Here is a 20268-nt window from a genome sequence, read left to right on the forward strand (position 1 = left end):
GATAGAACCATTAAAAATAATGTAGTGTAAGAAGGAGTTAGTTTATGAGAAAGATATGGAATTTTTCCGCAGGGCCAGCAATCTTACCAGAACCTGTGCTCGAGCAAGTACAAAAAGATATGCTCTCTTATAAAAATAGTGGGATGTCAGTAATGGAACTAAGTCATCGATCTGCCTTATTTCAACAGATTACAGATGATGCAGAGCTTTTATTACGAGAATTAATGGATATTCCTGAATCCTATCGAATTTTTTTTACAAGGAGGGGCCAGTTCTCAGTTTGCAATGGTACCTATGAATCTATTGTCTGAAAAAGGGAAAGCTGGGTATGTAATTTCTGGCTCCTGGGGAAAGAAAGCTTATGAGGAAGCAAATAAATTATATGGAGAGCAAATAAAAATTCTTGCAGACTCTTCTGAAAATAACCATACGAATATACCGGATTTTCACTGTGATAAGGATGAATTTGATTATATTCATATCACAACAAATAACACAATCGAGGGGACTGCCTATCATCAGCTTCCTTCTTTGAACGGGACTCCCCTTGTTGCAGATATGTCTTCTAATATTCTGTCTGCAAACTATAATATTCGAGATTTTGATTTGGTTTATGCAGGTGCCCAAAAAAATATAGGTCCTGCTGGCTTAACGATTGTCATTGTCAAAGAAGATCGATTAAAAAATGAAAAGACAGCACCAACGATGCTGGATTATCGAACTCATATTCAAAATGCGTCCATGTATAATACACCACCTACTTTTGCAATTTATGTAGCAAAATTAACTTTTGAGTGGTTAAAAGAACAAGGCGGCGTGAATAAAATAGTGGAAACCAATCAAGAAAAAGCGCAATTACTCTATGATACGATTGATCAATCCGAACTATTTTCTTCACCAGTTGAAAAAGAATTCCGTTCTCTTACGAATATTCCTTTTGTAAGTGGAAATCAAGAATTAGATGCTACTTTTATAAAAGCAGCACAAGAAAAAGGATTTGTAAACTTAAAAGGACATCGCTCCGTCGGTGGAATGAGAGCCAGTTTGTATAATGCTTTTCCGATTGAAGGAGTACAAGCATTTGTTTCATTTATGAAAGAATTCGAGCAACAAAATAAAAGGACGTGGCAAATTTGATAGATATACAAACCTTTAATAGGATTGCACCAGAAGGACTAGAATTGTTAGATCAAGATCACTATACATTGAATGAAAATACAAACCCAGATGCAATTCTATTAAGAAGTAAAGATTTGCATCCAATATCTTTTAATGAAGAATTAGTAGCGATCTCTCGTGCAGGAGCTGGAGTGAATAATATTCCAATCGAAACTTGTTCAGAACAAGGCATTGTTGTGATGAATACGCCGGGTGCCAATGCGAATGCAGTGAAGGAGTTAGTAATCGCCGGTCTTCTCATGACTGCTCGTCCTATTTATCAAGGAATAAAGTGGTTAGAAAATCTTCAAGCAGAAGATTTAAGTGAAAAAGTAGAAGCTGAGAAAAAGAACTTTCGTGGTCATGAAATTGCTGGAAAAACATTAGGAGTAATTGGACTGGGAGCAATTGGTTCGTTAGTCGCTAATGATGCTTATCGTCTTCAAATGGATGTAATTGGCTATGATCCTTATGTCTCAGTAGAGACCGCATGGAGTATTTCAAGTCGAGTTAAAAAAGCAAACTCTCTACAAGAAGCACTTCAAGAATCTGATTATATTTCTCTACATGTTCCGGTAAATGGTAACACAAATGGTTTTGTTGACTTTGAATTTCTTACACAGATGAAAAAAGGAGCGGTTCTACTTAACTTTTCTCGCAATGAACTAGTAGTAAAGGAAGATATACTACGAGCCTTAGAAGAAGGATACCTCTCTGGGTATGTAACGGACTTTGCGACGAAAGAGTACCTGGAACATGAAAAAATCCTTGTATTTCCTCATTTGGGAGCATCTACGGAAGAAGCAGAAGTAAACTGTTCGATTATGGCTGTTAAAAATCTGAAATATTTCTTTGAAACAGGAAATATTGTGCATTCTGTTAACTTTCCATCTATTGAGATGCCTCTTCAACAAGGAACTCGAATTACCGTAATCAACCGTAATGTACCTAATATGGTAGGTCAAATGTCTGCAGCATTAGCTAAAAACTTTGTAAATATAGAAAACATTGTAAACCGAAGCCGTGGAAATTTTGCTTACACCATCATTGACGTTGCAGAAATAGATGATTCATTATTAGAAGCTATTATTGCAAGTGTCAGTGAAATAGAAGGTGTATTAAAAACACGAGTAATCAAAAGAAAGCAGGAGAACTATGGTAAAAATTAGACCTTTTAAAGCAATTAGACCCAATTCCTATGATGTTGATCAAGTTGCTAGTTTACCCTATGATGTAGTCAATGATAAGGAAGCTAGACTATTAGGAGAAGAGAACAAAAAGTCTTTTCTATATATTGATCGTGCAGAAATTGATTTGCCAAAAGGGATTGATCCTCATGATGAACAAGTCTATCAAAAAGCTCGAATGAATTTAGAAAAATTCCTCAGCAATGATTGGTTAGTTAAAGAACGAGAGCCCGCCTACTATTTATATCGTCTCAAAAGAAATGGACGTTCTCAATATGGGATTGTGATGACCATTGATATAGAAGAGTATTTTACGAATCAAGTGAAACGTCATGAATTTACAAGACCTGATAAAGAGTTAGATCGTATTCGACACAATGATGCGTGTGATGCTAATATGAGTCCCATATTCCTAACCTATCCAGATAGTGAAGAATTAAATCGTTTGATGATCGACTTTAAAGATAAAACATTACCAATCTATGCTTTTGACAGTTATTATGATGTAGAGCACTACGTTTGGAAAATTACAGATGATGAATTACTTACGCGAATTACGGAAATATTTGCAAACGATATTGACTCTCTTTATATTGCTGACGGGCATCATCGAATGGAATCTGCTGCAAAGGTTTCTAAAATGAGAAAAGAAACATACCCAAATGCTGACGCAGATGCTAATTTTAATTACTTTTTAGGTGTTGCCTTTCCTGAGTCCCAACTAGAAGTCCTTCCGTATAATCGTCTAGTTAAGGGAGAAATGACTAGTGGGAAGTGGGAAAAATTAAAAGAAGCTTTTGAAGTAGAGGAAGTTCCAGAAGAAACTTTTGAACCAACAGAAGCAGGAGTAGTTGGTATGTATGCAGATAAAAAATGGTTTAAGTTAACCATTAAAGAAACGATGGTCCCAGACGATATTGTTGGATCACTAGATGTTTCTTTTGTCCAAAATAACCTTCTTCAACCCTTATTTGGAATCGAAAATCCTCGTACAGATTCCCGAATTGAATTTGTTGGAGGGATTCACGCTACAGATGAGCTGATGGCACGAGCAAATGAAGAAGAGAATACAGTAGCTATTTCATTATATCCAACTTCTATAGCTGATTTAAAAGAAGTATCAGATGCGGGGGAAACGATGCCACCTAAATCAACTTGGTTTGAACCTAAATTATTAAGTGGATTATTCCTCCATCCCTTTGAAAGTACTCAGTATCAAATCGATAAAGAAGAAAAATAGCAATCAGTGGTCGTTGGTAAATTTAAATAAGGTATGCTATAATTAATAGTAGTATTTTTTAAGGGGGATCACTCATTGTACGAGATCTTATTAACATCACTTATTATTGTCTCTTTTTTATTGATTGCAGTAGTTTTAATGCAGCCATCTAAAACAAATGCCGCAAGCGCATTGAGCGGTGGGGCTGAACAGTTATTTGGAAAACAAAAAGCACGAGGCTTTGAAGCTGGTTTACGTCGAGTAACAGGTGTGTTGGGATTTGTCTTTATGGCATTAGCCGTAGCACTAACGTACTTGTCTTCACATTAAAATGAAATCCAGGCTGGGGCTCCTTGTCTCAGCTTTTTTCATTCATGAAAAAAATTATGTGACTTTTTCCCTCTGATGGAAAAGGTCCTTTTTTTCAATAAAATTCAAAAAACAGATAAAAAAAGAATAGAGAAAGATTTAGTGGTCTCTATTGGGGTTTTTGACTAAATTCAAGTACAATGAAACATATAAGTAGAAGAGGAGACTTTGCATGAAAGAATTACGATTACCAGAACCATTTCTATTCGAACGATCTAAAAGAGCAGTATTACTGTTGCATGCTTATACAGGAAGTGCAAATGATGTTCGCCCTTTAGGTAGGTTATTGGAAAGAAATGGCTATACGGTATATGCTCCTCAATTTAGTGGTCATGCAACACAAAATTTTGAAGATGTGATTGAAAAGGGAGGACCTGAAATTTGGCTACAAGATGTAGTAGATGCAACTACCTTTTTACGAAAGAAAGGCTATGAGGAGATTGCCGTTCTGGGTCTTTCACTAGGTGGAATCATGGCTACTCGTGCTGTTGAATTATACGACTATATCGCAGGAGGTTCGTTTAATTCTCCCATTTATGATATAGGAGAAAGTAATGTGCCGGCAGCTTTTTTAAACTATTTCCGAACCTTTAAAAAACGTCAAGGGTATGACCTAAAAGTTATTGAACAAGAAAGAGAAGCAATTAAACCAAAATTAAAAAAACAGTTAGACGAACTAACAAAGTTTTCTGAACAGATTCAAACAGATATTGCGAAAGTCGATATACCGTATTACATTGCTTCGTCGGGGAAAGATGAATTAATCAACCCATCGAACGGAAAAGTTCTACGAGATGCATTAATTAATGCCAAAGTAGACTATCATAGATTCCCTGAACTAACACACGTAATTACAATTGGAAGCAAGCGCGATCCATTTGAAGAGTCTGTATTAACGTTTTTAAATAAATTAAATTGGAAAGAAGGATAACCATTTGCGTAAAGTAAACCAAATGAAAGAAGAATTAGTAACATTCTTACAAAAAAACAGTGACAAAAGTTATTCCGTTAAACAAATGAGTAAAGCACTACAGTATGAAGAATCTAGTGACTTTAAACAATTTGTAAAAGCAATCGCAGAAACAGAAGAAGAAGGAAAGATCGCTCTTAATAAGAGTGGCCAGTTCCGTATTAAAATGAACAAAAGTACGATTACCGGAATATTCAGAGCGAATGATCGTGGATTCGGATTCGTTAACTATGATGAACACGAAGATGATATTTTTATTCCAAAAGGAAAAACGGGTAGTGCGATGGAAGGGGACACAGTTGAAGTAGCCATCGTTAATAAACCGGAGCCGTGGAATGACAAAGGAGCAGAAGGAAAAGTTCTAGAAGTACTGACTCGAAAAACTAGTAAAATTGTTGGAGAGTTCTTCCCATATGATGCAGTTCGTCGAGAGGAAACTGGATATTTAGGATATGTCATCCCACAAGATAACAAAATTAAGAGTATGGTTCTTTATATTCTGCCAGAAGGCGTACGACCGGTAGAAGGTAGTATTTGTTTAGTAGAAGTGGTTGAATACCCAACCAATGAAGATCCAGTCTCAATGAAAGGTCTCGTTACACAGGAGATTGGTCATAAAAATGCTCCTGGAGTAGATATCCTTTCTATATTATATAAATTTGGAATTCAACCGAGTTCCCAGAGGATACGTTGCAACAAGCAGAAGATATTTCCTTTGCAATTCCAGAAGAAGAAATTGCGAAACGAAAAGATTTACGCAATGAAAAAATCATCACGATTGATGGCGCAGATGCTAAAGATTTGGATGATGGAATTTCATTAAAAAAACTAGATAACGGAAACTTTAAATTAGGAGTTCACATCGCAGATGTATCCTATTATGTAACGGAAAACTCTGCCATTGACCGAGAAGCTTATGACCGTGGGACGAGTGTTTATTTAACGGATCGCGTTGTTCCAATGCTTCCACAGAAATTATCGAATGGCGTTTGTTCTCTTTTACCAAATGAAGAACGTTTAGCAATGACTTGTGAAATGGAGATAGATGAAAAAGGAAAAGTCGTTCACTATGATATTTATCCAAGTGTTATCATCAATAAACAACGGATGACTTATACAGATGTGAATTCAATTTTGACAGATAAAGACCGTAAAATACGTGATCAATATACTGACTTTTTAGATATGCTAGAAGATATGGGCAAACTACACAAAATTTTGGAAAAGAAACGTACGTCTAGAGGTTCAATAGACTTCGACAGTCAAGAATCCAAAATTGTTGTAGATGAAGAGGGGAATCCTCTTGATATTGTAGTGATGGACCGTGGAGTAGGCGAACGACTAATTGAGTCCTTCATGCTTTCTGCAAATGAAACGGTAGCAGCTCATTTTGATCGTAAAAAATTACCGTTCATTTATCGTGTCCATGAACAACCAGATCCATCTAAAATGTTGCGATTTATGGAATTTGTAACAACTTTTGGAATCATGGTAAAAGGTTCAAATGAAAATATTACACCAAAACAATTACAAAATGTAATGAAAGAAGCTAAAAACGAACCTTATCAGGCGGTTGTTTCTTCCGTGCTTTTACGGAGTATGAAACAAGCGAAATATGATATGGATCCACTGGGTCACTATGGCTTAGCAGCAGAAGATTATACCCATTTCACTTCTCCAATCCGTCGTTACCCGGATTTGATTGTTCACCGTTTGATTCGTGACTATCAATCTCCAGGCGACTTGGAAAAGAAAGAAGCTAAATGGGAAGCAACTCTACCTGACATTGCTGTTCAAAGTTCGAAAATGGAAAGACGAGCAGTGGATGCAGAACGGGAAACAGATTCCTTGAAGAAAACGGAATTCATGGTTGATAAAGTGGGTCAGAAATTTGAAGGAGTGATTAGCTCTGTTACAAAATTCGGATTATTTGTAGAATTACCGAATACGGTAGAGGGATTAATTCATATATCCAAAATGGGACAAGACTACTTTAACTTTATTGAAAGCCATATGGTCCTATTAGGAGAACGCACAGGAATCGTGTTCCGAATTGGACAAAAAATTAAAATTGAAGTAACCAAAGCGGATGTGGAGACTCGTGAAATTGACTTTGCTTTAGTAGAGGAAGAAGAATTCACTGTCTATGATAAAGAACTAAACAAAGGCAGAGGAAAGAATAAGAACAAACGAAATGGTAAACCAGATTCAAGAGGACCAGGTGGAAAAGGAAAGAAAAATACATCCAATAAACCATTCAAGAAAAAACCAGCTAGAAGTCCACGCAAGAAGAAATAATGAGGAAGAGATAGAGGGTGTACTATGCCAAAAGGTGATGGAAAAACGTTAGCTACGAACAGACAAGCTAGACATGACTATAGTATCTTAGATACGGTTGAAGCGGGTATTGTTTTAAAGGGTACAGAAATCAAATCCATTCGAAATGGTAAAGTGAATTTACGTGACGGGTATGCTACCGTTCGTGACGGAGAGATTTTTTACAAAATGTTCACATCAGTCCTTTCGAACAAGGAAACATCTTTAACCATGATCCGTTGAGAATGAGAAAATTATTATTACACAAAAAACAAATAGCTTCATTGATTGGTGAAGTAAAAACAACGGGTGTCACATTGGTTCCATTGAAAATTTATATAAAAAATGGAGTTGCTAAAGTACTAATTGGAGTTGCTAAAGGGAAGAAAACGTACGATAAGCGCGAGTCTCTAAAGCAAAAAGATATGAAACGTGAGATAGACCGAGCACTTAAAAATCGGTAAATAGTAAAAGAGACATACAGCATTCTTTTGAAAATGCTGTATGTCTTTGTATAGAAACCTTGTGAAGAAAAATCTTTCCCTGTATTTTTTAGTGTTTTAAGGCTAAGATAGTAGTAGTGATGTCTTTTTTCTCTTAATACATTTTTTTAACAAAAAAATATGGAGGTAGTCTCATGGTCGTTCAAAAAGATAAGTATTTAAAATTACTATCAAAAGAATATCCAACAGTAGCAGATACGATAACCGAGATCATCAACTTGGAAGCAATCATGAATTTACCAAAAGCAACGGAACATTTTATTAGTGATTTGCACGGAGAATACGATGCAGTTCAACATGTATTGAGAAACGGCTCTGGTAATATAAAAGAAAAAATCCGAGAAATCTTTCAAGGTAGATTGAGTACGCGTGAAATGAATCAGTTAGCTACCATTGTTTACTACCCAAAAGAGAAAATCGACTTAATTGTATCGGAATTAGAGTCTGAAGCAGAAATTGAAGAATTTTTCACTTTAACAACGTCTCGAATTACGGAATTGTGTGCTTTTGTTGTATCAAAATACACACGCTCCAAGGTACGGAAGTCTTTACCAAAGGATTATGCATATATTATAGAGGAATTACTTTTTAAAGATGCTATTATGACAAATAAAGAAGACTATTATGATAAAATTATTGATACGGTTATTTCTCTAAAACGAGGAAAAGAGCTTATTGCTGCTTTTGCTCATGTGATTCAACGACTGGTGGTTGATTATATTCATGTTGTCGGAGATATCTATGATCGAGGGCCTTATCCTGATAAAATTATTGATATGCTAATGGATGGTCATGAACTGGATATTCAGTGGGGAAATCATGATGTATTATGGATGGGGGCAGCTAGTGGTTCAGCAGCATGTATGGCAAACGTTATTCGTATCTGTGCACGTTATGATAACTTAGAAATTATTGAGGATGCATACGGAATTTCATTACGGCCATTAATGTTGTTTTCAGAAATGAATTATCCTGAAGAACGCTTTGAGCCTTTCATGCCCAAAATTGATCCAGATGAAGAAAAGAAAATTTATCCAGAAGAAGTTAGACAAATTGCAAAAATGAATCAAGCGATTTCTATTATTCAATTTAAATTAGAAGGAGAAATCATTCAACGACAACCTAAATTTGAAATGGATGACCGCTTATTGCTGGCGGGAATTAATCTTGAAGAGGGTACTGTAAAAGTAAATGGAAAAACCTATCCTTTAAACTGTACATATTTTCCCACGATTGATCCAGAAAATCCCTTCAAATTAACCGAAGAAGAAGAACAAGTTGTTGGGAAATTGCAAATTGGATTCCAAAACAGTGAAAGACTACACAAACATATGAAGTTTTTGTTTAGTAAAGGGAGTATGTATACCATTTACAATGATAATTTAGTTTATCATGGATGTGTCCCTTTAAATGAAGATGGAAGTTTCATGCAAATGGATATTGGTGGGAACAATTATTCTGGCCGTGCTCTTTTAGATAAATATGAAGATGTTTTAAGAAAAGGGTACATCCACCGTAAAAATAAAGAAAGAAATAAAAAATATTTAGATTACATTTGGTATTTATGGGAAGGGAAAGCATCTTCTCTTTTTGGAAAAGACAAAATGACAACGTTCGAACGTCTATATATTAGTAATAAAGAAACGCATCTTGAAAAGAAAAATCTCTATTATCATGAACGAGATAACATTGAAATGTCTTATAAAATTCTAGAGGAATTTGGTGTGGATCCTACTAAAGGACATATTATTAATGGGCATACTCCAGTAAAAGAAAGTAAAGGAGAAAACCCATTGAAAGCAGATGGAAAACTCATTGTGATTGATGGCGGCTTTTCAAAAGCATACCAGCCAACAACAGGCTTAGCTGGATATACATTGCTATATAATTCTTTTGGAATGCAACTGGTTTCTCATCAGCCGTTTACATCTGTAGAGAATGCGATGATTAATGAAATAGATATTGTATCAACCAGGAGAATTGTTGACAAAGAACTTGAACGGAAAACGGTTCGAGAAACGGATGTAGGACGACGATTGACTCGCCAAGTAAAGGATCTTCAGCAACTCTTAGAAGCATATCAAGAAGGAGAAATTGTTGAAAAAGTAAAAAAATAGAAAAATTGAGGTGGATTATGAGTAAAGGTGTTACATTTTATTTTATGCGTCATGGGGAAACCTATTTAAATCAATATAACCGAATGCAAGGATGGTCCGATGCTCCACTTACGAACCGTGGAAAGCGAGACGTAATTAGAAGTGGTGCAGGTATAGCTAATTTAAAATTTGATGCGGTATATTGTAGTGATTTAAGAAGGACATTTGAAACTGCTCAAATCATTTTAAATGAGAATCAACATAAAAATGACGAACCAGTAAAAGCTATGCCAGAATTTAGAGAGATCTTCTTTGGTTCTTTTGAAGGGTTGGATGCACCAGAAACATGGGATAATCTTGCCGAATTCTTAGGATATAAAAATGGTTTAGATTATTCAGAAACAAATTCAGTTGTAAAAGAATTAAACGGAATGCGTAAAATGGATCCTTATCATGAAGCAGAAGATTATTTAATGTTTTGGACTCGTGTAGAAAAGGGCTTAATTGAATTAATTAGTGAGCATAGAGATACAGGACGAAATATTTTGATTGTATCACATGGTCTCACCATTCGAAATATTATCCATGCACTTATTCCTGAATTTGAAATTGACCGTCATTTAGATAACGCTAGTATTTCTCAAGTTAGTTACTATGATGGCTTTTATCATCTGGAAAAGTTTAACAGTACAGAACACTTTGCACCTAATCGAGTAGAGGGGTATGAAGACTTACCTGAGTCTCACAAGATTATCCCAACAGATAAATAGGCAATAAAAAAACATTCTCTTAGTAGAATGTTTTTTTATTGAGTTTTTTTAGATTTTAGGGTATACTAAACAAGTAAATTAGGTGCGCCTAAAAAAGGAGAGTTGTATAGATGGATGGCATTATTGCGAAAGATATGAGTGTTTACTACCGAGATAAAAAAGCATTAGACAACATCTCAGTAGAAATACGTAAATCAAAAATTACGGGGATTGTTGGTCCCAACGGAGCAGGAAAATCGACATTTTTAAAAGCATTAATTAGATTAATTCCTTCTGAAAATAAAGGAGTTTCTATCTTTGGAAAAACTCTAAAAGAAATGCAAAGAAAAGTTGCGTACGTTGAACAAAGAAGCGCACTGGATCTAACCTTTCCAATAGATGTAAAAGGAACGGTTCTTTTAGGTACTTATCCCAAATTAAGTTTTTGGTCTCGTCCTGGAAAAAATGAAAAAGATGACGTGGAAGCAGCACTAAAAAAAGTGGAACTGTGGGATCTAAAAGACCGTCAAATCGATGAGTTATCTGGAGGCCAGTTACAACGAGTATTTATTGCTCGCGCCTTAGCTCAAGAAGCAGACTTAATTCTTTTAGATGAACCATTTGTTGGAATTGATATGACCAGTGAAAAAATGATTATTGAAATTTTGAAAGAATTACGTAATGAAGGAAAAACAATTATTATCGTTCATCATGACTTGCATAAAGTAGTGGAGTATTTTGATGATTTAATTGTGTTAGATGGGAAGATGGTAGGATACGGTACGGTTGAATCGACCTTTACCAAAGAAAATCTAGATGAGGCTTACGGTGAAATGTTTGGTTCTCTTGTCTTAGAGGGGGTTCAATCATGATTAGCCAATTTATAGAAGGTCTTCAAAATTATGGATTCTTACGTAATGCACTCTTTACATCTATGATGGTTGGGTTTATTGCCGGAGTAATCGGTGTATTCATCGTTTTAAGAGGAATGTCTTTGATGGGAGATGCCATTTCTCATGCGGTTCTTCCAGGAGTTGCTGTATCTTATATCATTGGTACTAATTATTTAATTGGAGCAACTACATTTGGAATACTTGCGGCATTATTGATTGGATTTGTATCGGATAAAAGTAAATTAAAAAATGACGCTGCAATTGGAATCGTATTTAGTACCTTCTTTGCAATGGGAGTTATCTTTATATCCTTTGCAAAAAGTTCAACGGACTTGTATCATATCCTATTTGGAAACGTACTAGCTGTAACTGATTCTGATATGGTCATAACTTCTATAGTAGGAGTTATCGTTATTTTATTTATTGGAATCTTTTATAAAGATTTAAAAGTTTCATCTTTTGATCCCACGTTTGCACAAGCATATGGTGTAAAAACAAAATTCTTACATTATGCTTTGATGTTTGCTTTAACGTTAGTAGCGGTGTCTAGTTTACAAACAGTAGGGACTATCTTAGTAATTGCCATGCTAATTACACCAGCTGCAACTGCCTTTCTACTTACAAATAAATTATCAGTAATGATCTTTATTTCAGCAGCATTAGGAGTCATTAGTGCCGTTGTAGGCCTGTTCTTTAGTTATAGCTATAACTTAGCGTCAGGAGCTACAATCGTTCTTACAGCAGCAGTATTCTTTGTTATTGCGTTTTTATTTTCACCAGTAAAAGGGATTTTAATGAATGGGAAGGGAGGGAATCTAAATGAAAAAAATTACTAAAGGGTTACTAGGATTAATTTTAACAATTGGTTTAGCAGCATGTGGTAATGGTGGAACGGATACCGACTCTTCTGGAGAAGTCGGGGATAACTCTGATAAAATTGGAGTAGTCGCAACAAATTCTATTTTGGCTGATATGATTTATAATATAACGGGAGATGCAGTTGACTTGCATAGTATTGTTCCTGTGGGCACGGATCCTCACGAATTTGAACCACTTCCAGTTGATATTGCCAAATCTACAGATGCTGATATCGTTTTTTATAATGGATTGAATCTAGAAACTGGCGGAAATGGTTGGTTTGTTAAATTGATGGAATCCTCTAAAAAAGTAGAGGGAGAAGATTACTTTGTAGCCTCAACTGGAGTAGAACCATTTTATTTAACAACTACAGGAGAAACTACAAATCAAGACCCTCATGCTTGGTTAGATATTCAAAACGGCATTACGTATGTCAAAAATATGACTGAAGTTTTGATTGAAAAAGATTCTAAAAATAAAGAATTATATACAAAAAATAGCGAAGATTATATTGAAAAACTAGAGGAATTGGATGCTCGTGCAAAATCACAATTTAATGATTTGCCAGAAGAAAAGAAATTATTAGTTACTTCTGAAGGAGCCTTTAAATACTTCTCACATGCGTATGGATTAGAAGGAGCCTTTATTTGGGAGATTAATACAGAAAACCAAGGGACTCCAGAACAAATGACCCAAATTATTGATAAAATAAATGCCACAGAAGTTCCGGTTCTATTTGTTGAAACAAGTGTGGATCCAAGAACTATGGAAAGAGTTTCCAAAGAAACTGGTATTGAAATATATTCTAAAATCTTCACGGATTCAGTTGCTAAAAAAGGTGAACCAGGAGATAGCTATTACGATATGCTAGAGTGGAACCTTGAGAAGATTCATGAAGGTTTAGAAACAGATCGAAAATAAATCAATAGGGAAGAAGACATCCGTTCGTGGATGTCTTCTTTTTTGGAAATAAGGTATTTCTACTCTAAAAAGTTCTATGAAACAGGTACCTTGAAATTTCTACAATAATCAGGTATACTATAGATGTTCGTAAGGACTTCCCTATTAAACGGGGACGTTACGGATTCGACAGGTATAGGTCGAGCTTTTGATGCGCTCCGTAGGTTACGTCTACGCAAAAACGTTACAGTTAAACTAACTGACAAAACAAACAATAATACTTTAGCTTTCGCTGCGTAAAAACAGCTAGCTAAGATCCTCTTGGCATCGCCCATGTGCTCAAGTAAGGGTCTCAAATGAAGTGGGCTACACTGTGACTTTCCACCTGGAGGAATCAGAAGAGATTAATCAGGTTAGCCGAACGTAATGCCCGTCAGGTGGCTAACGCAAGGCGAATGCAAATAGCCTGGATATGAGCGTAGATTCAGAAGTGCCGATATGCTTGGACGCGGGTTCGACTCCCGCCGTCTCCATGATCAAAAAAGTTTACCCCTTAGAAATGAATTTCTCATTTCTAAGGGGTATTTTTTATTTAAAAGTAATCAGTACTTTTTAGACAAATTTTTCTAAAACAATTTTGCCAATAGCTGAGCCAGATTCAAGCAATCGATGAGCTTCTTTGATATTTTTTGCATTAATAGGGGAAAGGCATTTGTTTAAGGTAGTTACAATCAAACCTTTATCAATATCAGTTGAAATTTTATTTAAAATATTATGTTGTTCCACCATATCTTTTGTTTGGAACATAGAACGAGTAAACATAAATTCCCATACAAAGGTTGCACTTTTATTTTTCAATAAAGATAAATCAATTGGTTCTTCTGTCTCTACAATCGAACATATCTTTCCTTGAGGAGCTATTGATTCTGCCATATTTTCCCAATGACTATCGGTAGCATGTAAGCACAGAATATAATCGATAGGACCAAAACCTAATTCCTTTAATTGTGGTAAAAAGGATTCATAGTGCGTAATAGTAGCATCTGCACCTAAATCCATCACCCATTTCTTTGTTTCCGGTCGAGAAGCAGTTCCTATTACGGTTAAACCAGCTTTCTTAGCTAACTGAGTAGCAATGGAACCTACTCCGCCTGCCGCACCAATAATCAGAATATTCTGATCTTTATTTTCGCTAGTTTCTAAACGAACGCCTAGACGATCAAAAAGACTTTCATAAGCTGTTAGAGTAGTTAATGGAAGAGCAGCAGCTTCTGGAAAGGATAAAGAAGTCGGTTTTTTCCCTACAATTCGTTCATCGATTAGATGGAACTCACTATTCGCTCCTTGCCGAGTAATATCTCCGGCATAATAAACTTCGTCCCCTGGTTGGAAGAGAGTACAATCAGGTCCTACTTTTTCAACCACACCAGAAGCATCCCATCCGAGGATTTTTGCAGTTTTTTCTTTTTCTCCTGATTCACGTACTTTATAATCAACAGGATTAACTCCAATAGCTTCTACTCGAATTAATAAATCATGTTTAGTAGCCACTGGTTTTTCAACCGTTAGATCTAACAAACTATCAGGTTGATCGAGAGATAGATGTTCATATAATCCTACAGCTTTCATTTTATCCAAATAAAACACACCCTCATTTTATAATTTTCTATCAATAAGCTCTTTATAACTTCATGATAACATACGTGTAATGATTCAAAAAAAGGCAATAAAAATAATGAATCAAAATATGAACTAGTATAACCGTCTTTTTTGATCTAATTTTTTTAAAAGGTTCTGGAAAAAAAGGGCATTGCGATCGTTAACTGCATTTACAAATTGTTCTTCGTTCAGAACAACTAGGTCAGAATAAAATGTTTCAGCTGCTTTTCTTCTGATGCGAACGACTCCTTTGGCTAATTCAGGATGAAATTGTTGAAGGGTGCCATCGAGAATGTATCCTTTATCTTTATCTGAAACAAGGATTACACTCGTTAAAACTAATCCACCATCTGCTTTTTCTTTACCAGCTACACCAATCTTAACAGTTTTCAAAAAATCGTTTGCACTAGAGTATCGGTGAGAAAGAGAGGAATGCTGAAAACGAAGACGCACTTGCCGATATGTTTCTTGTACCCAAATAGCTGCTTTTCCACGAAGAGCTTGACTGTACTCACCTCGTGGAATAACTTCTAAATACGTTCCGAATAATAAAAAAGGATTTCCACATTGAGTAAGAAAATCTACTTCTGAAATTTCTTTAGATAGATCTGGAACGGAAGAAGGAATGACCGTTTCTTCTTGAGCATCCCAAGTAGCATATCCTTCATAATCAATGTATTCTTCTAAATCTGATTGACGAACACGAAAATCACCAGTTGATCCTCTTGTTTTAATAGCAATCATTCGGCCATCTTTTATCATATTTCGAACAGTATTTGGATGTACTCCTAAAATATTAGAAACTTCTTTAGTAGTATATAACCGCTCTTTTTTCATTTTGTTTCTCCTTTTGTATTCAATTGTAATCATTTGTATCAATTATTATACTTATTCTAGCATAATACGCTAGAAATAGATAGTTGGACGGAACCGTAATGAGCGTATGGAATCTTCAAAAAACTGTATTCACATTCTTATCATTTGAATTCTTTTAAAATTATTCTGATATAACGTATAATGAATACAGGCTATAATTTTCTTCTTTCTTTAGTGACTACAATTTCGTTCAATGCTTTAAAAGTAGAGATGTTCAAATAATGAAGTCATACAGGAGTGAAGTAGATGTTTACAAAAAAAGGTTAACAGAAGCATATGAAACGGCCCGTGTAGAATACTTTGATGAAACAACCAAATATGTTTTTATTAGTGACCAGCATAGGGGAGATGGAAGTCTATCTGATGAATTTTCTCGGAACCGTAATATTTTCCAATATGCAATTGATTACTATTATAAAAATGGTTATACCTACGTTGAGGCTGGTGATGGAGATGAATTATGGGAGTATCAAGATTTTACTCATATAAAAAATGCTCATCCAGAAGTATTTTCAACGATTAGAAAATTTCATGAGGATGAACGTTATATCCGAATGTGGGGGAACCATGATATCTATCTGAAAAATCAATCCTATGTAGAAGATCATTACTATATAAATTATGATGAATATACGGATACCTTTTTTAATTTTCTAAAAGGTTTAAAACCAATTGAATCATTATTGTTAAAGAATAGAAATACGGGACAGGAAATTTTTACGGTACATGGACACCAAGGGGATGCACCGAATGATCAATTGTGGTTCTTTACCATGCTATCTTTAAAATATTTCTGGCGGTTCTTACATGCGTTTGGGATTCGAAACCCATCTAGCCCGGTTAAAAATATTAATCGACGACATAAGATTGAGAAAAATTTTTCTAAATGGATTGCAGAAAATAAAATGATGCTTATTTGTGGTCATACCCATCGATTTAAATACCCTCGAGAAAATGGGATGCCATATTTTAATATCGGTTGTTGTGTATATCCAACTATTATAACGGCTATAGAGTTAGAAGGAGAAAATATTCAATTAGTTCGATGGAAAATAAAAAGTGATAGTGAAGGGGTATTAAATATTGTCAGAGAGATTATGAGAGGACCAGATAACGTAGCTAAATTTGATATGAAGAATGAGAATCCATATATACCGGATTATATGAAAACTTTATCAACTAATGGTCATTAAAATCTGTATAATGAATATATATTCTAATAGAAAGAAGGTAATTAAATGAAAATAAATAAAAAATCACTTTCTCTTTTTGTAGCCTCCTCCTTATTGTTGGTTGCTTGTGGAACTACGGACTTGAACAGTGAGACAGAAAGTGTTTCTGAAACCACAACTAGTAGTATGATTAGCTCTAGTGTAAGTGAGAGTGTTCCTTCTTCGGTGGAGAGTGAAAGCAGTGAATCTAACTCAATTAGTGAAAGTAATTCTAGTGAAGTGGAATCTGAAGAAGAAACGGAATTAAATCACGACGAAGCTGCAATGATTGAAAGAGCAAAAGAAAAAATTACGGAATTAACTGGATATGTAGAAGGTGATGAATACTTGTATTTGATTGACGGAGTAGAAGGATCAATTGTGAGTATTAATGTGCGAGAGAATGGAGAAGAAGTTGCTAGTTCATCTGGATTTTATCAGTATGATGATCGTACAGATTCTCTCCAAGAAATGGATGTTTTAACTGGAGAATATGAAGATTTCCCAGCAAATGAATAAATAAAAAAATGGTATATCCGTTTCTGTCAGATTGATTCTATCAATTCTGACTGGTAAACGGATATAATCTTTTAGAGGTGTAAAAATGGATGTTGTTTTACTATTAAAAATTTTTATTATAAATTTTAGTTATATTACCTTAAATACCATTCGTTTTATGTTAACAATGAAAGGGTATCGTCTCATTGCGCCTATGCTAAGTGTAATAGAAATTGTTATTTACGTAACCGGTCTTTCTATGGTTATGAACAGTCTAGATAATCCGTTAAATTTAGCAGCCTATGCTTTGGGGTACGGAATTGGTGTTGGGGTAGGAATCAAGATTGAAGACTGGCTTGCTTTAGGATATACGATGATGACCGTGATGACTTCTAATCCTGAAAGCGATATGCCTGATAAACTACGTGATGCAGGTTATGGTGTAACCATGATGAATGCAAGAGGTAGAGATGGTGAACGATTAATGTTAAACGTGTTGGCAGCTCGTAAAGATGAAAGAGACTTGTTGAATAAAGTAATGGAAATTGATGAGAAAGCATTCATTGTTTCTACAGACCCGAAATATATTCAAGGTGGCTTCTGGTCTAAAAGGCTTCGTCGCTAAAGTAAACAATTAGGAGGATAAAAATGACTAAAAAAGTTACGTTAGGAAAAACTGGTTTAGAAATAAATCCAATTGGTTTAGGCGCAAATAAAATTATGGAAGCAAATCCCGAAACAAACACAGAATATGGTGGAGATATTCTTCTTGCTGGAATTGAAGCAGGGATGGATTTCATAGATACCGCATTTATTTATGGTCGGGGTACTTCTGAAAGCATTATCGGAGAGACGTTTAAAAAACACAACTTACGCGATAAAGTAGTCATTGCTACAAAAGGAGCTCATGAAGTCACTCCTGATGGAGTAAAAATTAATAACCGCCCTGAGTTTATGAGACAAGAAGTGGAATCAAGTCTTCGTCGTCTTCAAACCGATTATATTGATTTATATTATGTACACTTTCCAGATGAAGATACACCAAAAGCAGAAGTGATAGGCGCTTTGACTCGTTTGAAAGAAGAAGGGAAAATTCGTTCCATTGGTGTTTCCAATTTTTCTTTACAACAAATTAAAGAAGGGAATATGGATGGTGGAATTGATGTGGTACAAGATGAGTACAACCTTATTAATCGTACTGCAGAAATAGAAGTCTTTCCTTATTTTAAAGAACAGGAAATTGCCTTTATTCCTTATTTCCCTTTAGCGTCAGGATTATTAGCTGGAGCCTATTCTTTGGATCATAAATTGACAGAGAACCAATTAAATAAAGAACATTTCCAAGAAGAAAATTTTAAAAATATTTTAAGTCGAGTTGACCAAATTCGTTCGCTTGCTGAAAAGCATCATACAGGACTACAAAATATTGTTCTTGCTTATTATTTGATGCAAGAACAAGTAACTGCTCTTATTCCAGGAGCACGTAACAAAAAACAAATGCTAGAAAATCTAAAAACCAATCAAGTTCGATTAGATCAAAAAGATATTCAACTCATTGAAACAGCTTTTCCAATCGGTTTTGATTTCCGCAATAGCAAATAAAAGCTTTACCTAAAAATCAAAACTCTGGTATTGGGTACAAAACAATATCAGAGTTTGTTTTATCAAAATTGAGGAGGACAACAAATGAGTGCAGAAAAAAGAGAGATTGACTGGGAAAATCTAGGATATGGCTATATAAAAACAGATTATCGTTATATTTCTTATTGGAAAGATGGAGCTTGGGATGAGGGGACTCTGACTGAAGATAATCAACTACATATTAGTGAAGGGTCAACCGCTCTTCATTATGGACAATCTTGTTTTGAGGGAATGAAAGCATACCGTACGAAAGACGGCAGGATCAATCTATTTCGTCCCGATCAAAATGCAAAGCGAATGCAGAAAAGTTGTGAAAGAATCATGATGCCTGCTTTTCCGGAAGAACAATTTTTAGAAGCAATACAAGCAGTTGTAAAGGCTAATGAATCATGGGTTCCTCCTTACGGTTCGGGTAGTACTTTGTATTTACGGCCCTTTGTGATTGGTGTAGGAGATAATCTTGGAATTAAACCGGCAACAGAATACATTTTCTCTGTTTTTGCAGTTCCAGTTGGTTTGTATTTTAAAGGTGGCTTAACTCCTTCAAACTTTATCATTTCTGACTATGACCGTGCGGCTCCCCAAGGAACCGGCGCTGCAAAAGTAGGTGGAAACTATGCTGCAAGTATCCTTCCAGGACAAGATGCACGGAAACGTAATTTTAGTGATGCGATTTACTTAGATCCAGCTACTCATACAAAAATTGAAGAAGTAGGAAGTGCAAACTTCTTTGGAGTTACTAAGGACGGAACGTTTGTAACACCTTACTCACCATCTATTTTACCAAGTATTACTAAATACTCTCTCTTGTATTTAGCGGAACATTATCTAGGAATGAAGGCCGAAGAACGAGATGTTTATGTAGATAACTTAGATGAATTTAGTGAAGCGGGTGCCTGCGGAACTGCTGCAGTTATTTCCCCAATTGGTGGGATTCAAACTAAAGATGGATTCCATGCCTTCCATTCAGAAACTGAAGTTGGACCGGTTACTCAAAAATTATATGATTTACTAACCGGTATCCAATTTGGTGATGTAGAAGGACCGGAAGGCTGGATTAGGAAAGTTGAAATTTAAAATAATGATTATTTAAACAAAGAAACTCTTATTATTTTGTTCTCTTCTCTAGCTTTGATATGATGAACTAAATAATAGTGAAAGTTTG

Annotated in this window: 16 protein-coding genes, 1 other RNA gene and 3 pseudogenes; 18 read left to right on the plus strand and 2 right to left on the minus strand. The window is 35.3% G+C overall.

The window, feature by feature from the left end; all coding sequences use genetic code 11:
* The first annotated feature begins 44 nt into the window (after positions 1–44).
* The 13 genes and pseudogenes from serC to ssrA all read left to right on the plus strand — a co-directional run bounded on the left by serC (position 45) and on the right by ssrA (position 13754).
* A pseudogene (gene serC / locus LZ578_RS05565) lies at positions 45–1137 on the plus strand (3-phosphoserine/phosphohydroxythreonine transaminase).
* Entirely contained in the window at positions 1134–2327 is a 1194-nt protein-coding gene (locus LZ578_RS05570) for a 3-phosphoglycerate dehydrogenase family protein (protein ID WP_235146304.1), read from the plus strand. The pseudogene serC and the gene LZ578_RS05570 overlap by 4 nt, the downstream one beginning before the upstream one ends.
* Complete coding sequence (locus LZ578_RS05575) at positions 2314–3585, plus strand: DUF1015 domain-containing protein (RefSeq protein ID WP_235146305.1); 1272 nt, start codon at positions 2314–2316, stop codon at positions 3583–3585. Before LZ578_RS05570 ends, LZ578_RS05575 begins: the two co-directional genes overlap by 14 nt.
* A 75-nt stretch (positions 3586–3660) precedes the next feature.
* The gene (gene secG, locus LZ578_RS05580) at positions 3661–3894 is read left to right on the plus strand and encodes a preprotein translocase subunit SecG (RefSeq protein ID WP_235146306.1); all 234 of its coding nucleotides are present in this window, start codon (positions 3661–3663) and stop codon (positions 3892–3894) included.
* 211 nt (positions 3895–4105) lie between these two features.
* Positions 4106–4864 (plus strand): carboxylesterase, encoded by a 759-nt coding sequence (locus LZ578_RS05585; protein ID WP_235146307.1) that lies wholly within the window; start codon positions 4106–4108, stop codon positions 4862–4864.
* A 22-nt stretch (positions 4865–4886) separates the two neighbouring features.
* Positions 4887–7201: pseudogene (gene rnr, locus LZ578_RS05590) on the plus strand (ribonuclease R).
* A 24-nt stretch (positions 7202–7225) separates the two neighbouring features.
* A pseudogene (smpB, locus tag LZ578_RS05595) lies at positions 7226–7683 on the plus strand (SsrA-binding protein SmpB).
* Positions 7684–7856: 173 nt separating this feature from the next.
* Complete coding sequence (locus tag LZ578_RS05600; protein ID WP_235146308.1) at positions 7857–9839, plus strand: fructose-1,6-bisphosphatase; 1983 nt, start codon at positions 7857–7859, stop codon at positions 9837–9839.
* Between the two features lie 17 nt (positions 9840–9856).
* Positions 9857–10588 (plus strand): histidine phosphatase family protein, encoded by a 732-nt coding sequence (locus tag LZ578_RS05605; RefSeq protein ID WP_235146309.1) that lies wholly within the window; start codon positions 9857–9859, stop codon positions 10586–10588.
* 110 nt (positions 10589–10698) lie between these two features.
* Entirely contained in the window at positions 10699–11439 is a 741-nt protein-coding gene (locus LZ578_RS05610; protein WP_235146310.1) for a metal ABC transporter ATP-binding protein, read from the plus strand.
* A complete protein-coding gene (locus tag LZ578_RS05615) occupies positions 11436–12296 on the plus strand; it encodes a metal ABC transporter permease (RefSeq protein WP_235146311.1) in 861 nt (286 codons plus the stop codon). Before LZ578_RS05610 ends, LZ578_RS05615 begins: the two co-directional genes overlap by 4 nt.
* Positions 12280–13239, plus strand: coding sequence for a metal ABC transporter substrate-binding protein (locus LZ578_RS05620; protein ID WP_235146312.1), 960 nt, complete (start codon positions 12280–12282; stop codon positions 13237–13239). Before LZ578_RS05615 ends, LZ578_RS05620 begins: the two co-directional genes overlap by 17 nt.
* 150 nt (positions 13240–13389) lie before the next feature.
* Positions 13390–13754: a transfer-messenger RNA gene (gene ssrA, locus LZ578_RS05625) on the plus strand.
* A gap of 76 nt (positions 13755–13830) precedes the next feature.
* On the opposite strand, the gene LZ578_RS05630 is transcribed toward ssrA, so the two are convergent.
* On the minus strand, positions 13831–14847 hold the full coding sequence (locus tag LZ578_RS05630; protein WP_235146407.1) for a zinc-binding alcohol dehydrogenase family protein: 1017 nt from the start codon (positions 14845–14847) through the stop codon (positions 13831–13833).
* Between the two features lie 123 nt (positions 14848–14970).
* Positions 14971–15714: a helix-turn-helix domain-containing protein gene (locus tag LZ578_RS05635; protein ID WP_235146313.1), complete on the minus strand. Its 744-nt coding sequence runs from the start codon at positions 15712–15714 to the stop codon at positions 14971–14973.
* Between the two features lie 260 nt (positions 15715–15974).
* Between LZ578_RS05635 and LZ578_RS05640 the strand changes: the two genes are divergently transcribed.
* From LZ578_RS05640 to LZ578_RS05660, 5 genes are all read left to right on the plus strand, one after another.
* Complete coding sequence (locus tag LZ578_RS05640; protein WP_235146314.1) at positions 15975–16946, plus strand: serine/threonine protein phosphatase; 972 nt, start codon at positions 15975–15977, stop codon at positions 16944–16946.
* Between the two features lie 45 nt (positions 16947–16991).
* Positions 16992–17483 carry a hypothetical protein gene (locus tag LZ578_RS05645; protein ID WP_235146315.1) on the plus strand — a complete coding sequence of 164 codons (492 nt, stop codon included), beginning with the start codon at positions 16992–16994 and terminating at the stop codon, positions 17481–17483.
* A gap of 85 nt (positions 17484–17568) precedes the next feature.
* Complete coding sequence (locus LZ578_RS05650) at positions 17569–18087, plus strand: DUF2179 domain-containing protein (protein WP_235146316.1); 519 nt, start codon at positions 17569–17571, stop codon at positions 18085–18087.
* A gap of 23 nt (positions 18088–18110) precedes the next feature.
* Complete coding sequence (locus tag LZ578_RS05655) at positions 18111–19064, plus strand: aldo/keto reductase (RefSeq protein ID WP_235146317.1); 954 nt, start codon at positions 18111–18113, stop codon at positions 19062–19064.
* Between the two features lie 84 nt (positions 19065–19148).
* Positions 19149–20180, plus strand: a complete 1032-nt coding sequence (locus LZ578_RS05660) for a branched-chain amino acid aminotransferase (protein ID WP_235146318.1) — start codon at positions 19149–19151, stop codon at positions 20178–20180.
* The last annotated feature ends 88 nt before the right edge of the window (positions 20181–20268 follow it).

Source organism: Jeotgalibaca sp. MA1X17-3 (assembly GCF_021513155.1).
Classification (GTDB): Bacteria; Bacillota; Bacilli; order Lactobacillales; family Aerococcaceae; genus Jeotgalibaca.

Bases quoted from the DNA above. Each gene is read 5' to 3' on its own strand.
- LZ578_RS05575 (WP_235146305.1), top strand. From the start codon at position 2,314: ATGGTAAAAATTAGACCTTTTAAAGCAATTAGACCCAATTCCTATGAT.
- LZ578_RS05585 (WP_235146307.1), top strand. From the start codon at position 4,106: ATGAAAGAATTACGATTACCAGAACCATTTCTATTCGAACGATCTAAA.
- LZ578_RS05600 (WP_235146308.1), top strand. From the start codon at position 7,857: ATGGTCGTTCAAAAAGATAAGTATTTAAAATTACTATCAAAAGAATAT.
- LZ578_RS05605 (WP_235146309.1), top strand. From the start codon at position 9,857: ATGAGTAAAGGTGTTACATTTTATTTTATGCGTCATGGGGAAACCTAT.
- LZ578_RS05610 (WP_235146310.1), top strand. From the start codon at position 10,699: ATGGATGGCATTATTGCGAAAGATATGAGTGTTTACTACCGAGATAAA.
- LZ578_RS05615 (WP_235146311.1), top strand. From the start codon at position 11,436: ATGATTAGCCAATTTATAGAAGGTCTTCAAAATTATGGATTCTTACGT.
- LZ578_RS05620 (WP_235146312.1), top strand. From the start codon at position 12,280: ATGAAAAAAATTACTAAAGGGTTACTAGGATTAATTTTAACAATTGGT.
- LZ578_RS05630 (WP_235146407.1), bottom strand. From the start codon at position 14,847: ATGAAAGCTGTAGGATTATATGAACATCTATCTCTCGATCAACCTGAT.
- LZ578_RS05635 (WP_235146313.1), bottom strand. From the start codon at position 15,714: ATGAAAAAAGAGCGGTTATATACTACTAAAGAAGTTTCTAATATTTTA.
- LZ578_RS05640 (WP_235146314.1), top strand. From the start codon at position 15,975: ATGAAGTCATACAGGAGTGAAGTAGATGTTTACAAAAAAAGGTTAACA.
- LZ578_RS05645 (WP_235146315.1), top strand. From the start codon at position 16,992: ATGAAAATAAATAAAAAATCACTTTCTCTTTTTGTAGCCTCCTCCTTA.
- LZ578_RS05650 (WP_235146316.1), top strand. From the start codon at position 17,569: ATGGATGTTGTTTTACTATTAAAAATTTTTATTATAAATTTTAGTTAT.
- LZ578_RS05655 (WP_235146317.1), top strand. From the start codon at position 18,111: ATGACTAAAAAAGTTACGTTAGGAAAAACTGGTTTAGAAATAAATCCA.
- LZ578_RS05660 (WP_235146318.1), top strand. From the start codon at position 19,149: ATGAGTGCAGAAAAAAGAGAGATTGACTGGGAAAATCTAGGATATGGC.